The following is a 2,640-nucleotide window of genomic DNA, read 5'->3' as shown; positions in this document are numbered from 1 at the left end:
GGGGCCAGGGGGCCGGCCCTCATACGTGTCACATGTTCCACAAATCGGGCCGGCCCCCTGGCCCCGCAAGCCTCCAGCTCGTGGTGGGCGTCGAGGTGGCGTGCGACAGTCAGGCGGCGCGGACAGCCACACGGGCAGCAGCCAGGTCCCAACGCGCGCAACCAACACTCTTGAAGAGCCGCGTGCGACCGTCGTCGACAGGGCGCTGACCCAGCACGAGGTCGTCGATCGCATCCTGCGGTTCGAAACGACCAGCCGCCATCAGGTCGCCGGCCTCGGCCTGCGCACCAACCGGGTCGTCGACCCAGATCTGCGCGCCGCGGACCAGCTCCTGCGGTAGCTCCACCATGTCGTCGCGGAACGCGCCGACACCGATCACCACCGCACCTTCACCGACGCCAGGACGCAGCACCGGCACACGGCTGGTGGTCGCGCACACGATGACGTCCCAGTCGTGGCGCGTCTGCGATTCGGCCGGGAGCGGCTCGACGCCGAGTTCCTCGACAAAACCTGGCACCGTCTGATGGCCTTGCACGTGGATCGTCGCCTGCGGATGCAGCGCCTGGAGCGCCTCCACGTGGGCTCTCGCCTGCACGCCGCCGCCGACCACCAGGGCGCGGCGAGGCGCCTTCCGGATCAGGTGCTGCAGCGCCAGCATGCTGACGGCCGCCGTGCGGCGCGCGGTCAATGCAGGACCGTCGAGCACGGCCAGACGTTGACCGGTGCGACTGTCCAGCACGACCACCTCGCCCGCGATCGTCGGCAGGCCGAGCGCCGCGTTGAGCGGGTGCACGCTGACGAGCTTGGTGATCGACAGCGTGTCACTCAGGCAGGGCATCACCAGCAGCACGCCGTCCTGGCGCAGCGGCAGCACCTGCCGCGGCGGGCAGGTGAGCCGGCCGTCGCGGTGCTCGCGGCAGACCAGCGCGATCTCCTCCATCAGGGGAGACCACGGCAGCGCGCGCGAGGTGGCGGCGGCGTCGAGAACCAGCATCCGGTCGGGTGCTCCGTGGGTGGCCTGGGCTGGTCGGACGGCTTGAACGGCGTGGATGACGCGGCCCGCGCTTACTTGCGCGGCGGCGGCAGGTCGGTGCACGAGCCGTGCGCGACTTCCGCGGCCATGCCGATCGATTCGCCCAGCGTCGGATGCGGGTGGATCGTCTTGCCGATGTCGACCGCGTCCGCGCCCATCTCGATCGCCAGGGCGATCTCGCCGATCATGTCGCCCGCATGCGTGCCGACGATGCCGCCGCCGATGATGCGGTGGGTCTCCTCGTCGAAGATCAGCTTGGTGAAGCCCTCGTCGCGGCCGTTGGCGATCGCGCGCCCCGACGCCGTCCACGGGAACAGCCCCTTCTTGATCTTGAGGCCGCGCGCCTTGGCTTCGTCCTCGGTCACGCCGACCCAGGCCACTTCCGGATCGGTGTAGGCGACGCTCGGGATCACGCGCGCATCGAAGCGCGACTTGGCCAGCGTGTCGTCGCCCAGCAGTTCGCCGGCGATGACTTCCGCGGCCACGTGGCCTTCATGCACCGCCTTGTGCGCCAGCATCGGCTGGCCGACGATGTCGCCGATGGCGAAGATGTTGGGCACGTTGGTGCGCATCTGCACGTCGACCGGAATGAAGCCGCGATCGCTCACGACCACGCCGGCCTTGTCCGCGCCGATCTTCTTGCCGTTGGGCGAACGGCCCACCGCCTGCAGCACCAGGTCGTAGACCTGCGGCTCCTTGGGGGCGCCCTCGCCTTCGAAGGTCACCTTGATGCCTTCGGGCGTGGCTTCGGCGGCCACCGTCTTCGTGTTCAACATGATGTTGTCGAAGCGCGGCGCGTTCATCTTCTGCCAGACCTTGACCAGGTCGCGGTCCGCGCCGGTCATCAGCGTGGGCAGCATTTCCACGACGTCCAGACGCGCGCCCAGCGTCGAGTACACCGTGCCCATTTCCAGGCCGATGATGCCGCCGCCGACGATCAGCATGCGCTTGGGCTGGCTGGTCAGTTCGAGCGCGCCGGTCGAGTCGATCACGCGCGGGTCGTTCGGCATGAAGGGCAGACGCACCGCCTGCGAACCCGCGGCGATGATGATCTTGCGGAACTTCAGCGTCTGGGTCTTGCCGGTGCGTTCCTGGGCCTCGCCGCTGGTCTCCTCGACCGAGAGGTGGTTGGCGTCCAGCAGCGTGCCGTAGCCGCGCACGACGGTGACCTTGCGCATCTTGGCCATCATCGTCAGGCCGCCCGTGAGCTTGCCGACGACCTTGGACTTGTGCGCGGCCAGCTTGGGCAGCTCGACCTTGGGTGCGGCGAATTCGACGCCCAGGTCGGCGAAGTGCTTGACCTCGTCCATCACCGCCGCGACGTGCAGCAGCGCCTTGGACGGGATGCAGCCGACGTTCAGGCAGACGCCGCCCAGCGTCGCGTAACGCTCGACGATCGCGACCTTGAGGCCCAGGTCCGCCGCGCGGAACGCAGCCGAATAGCCGCCGGGGCCGCTGCCGAGCACGATCACGTCGTACTCGCCTTCGGCCGGGCCGGTGTAGGTCGCGGCTTGCGGGGCCGGCGCAGCGGGAGCCGCGGCGGGTGCGGGAGCCGATGCAGCCGGCGCAGGCGCAGCGGCGGCCGGAGCCGGTGCTGCGGCGGCGGG

The 2,640-nt window shown here is 69.9% G+C and carries 2 protein-coding genes; both read right to left on the bottom strand.

Annotation, left to right across the window (positions count from 1 at the left end):
* Positions 1–109 precede the first annotated feature (109 nt).
* Positions 110–994 (bottom strand): delta(1)-pyrroline-2-carboxylate reductase family protein, encoded by an 885-nt coding sequence (locus VF536_RS16435; protein ID WP_331615940.1) that lies wholly within the window; start codon positions 992–994, stop codon positions 110–112.
* A 71-nt stretch (positions 995–1,065) separates the two neighbouring features.
* The coding region (gene lpdA / locus VF536_RS16430; RefSeq protein WP_331615939.1) for a dihydrolipoyl dehydrogenase at positions 1,066–2,640 on the bottom strand (1,575 nt) is incomplete at its 5' end.

This window comes from Roseateles sp., from assembly GCF_036486225.1.
Classification (GTDB): Bacteria; Pseudomonadota; Gammaproteobacteria; order Burkholderiales; family Burkholderiaceae_C; genus Roseateles.
The sequence above is the reverse complement of the archived record's forward strand: the minus strand, read 5'-3'. Positions and strand labels throughout refer to the sequence as shown.

What these genes read in the sequence shown, in the direction of transcription:
- VF536_RS16435 (WP_331615940.1), bottom strand. Translation starts at nt 994, where the DNA reads ATGCTGGTTCTCGACGCCGCCGCCACCTCGCGCGCGCTGCCGTGGTCT.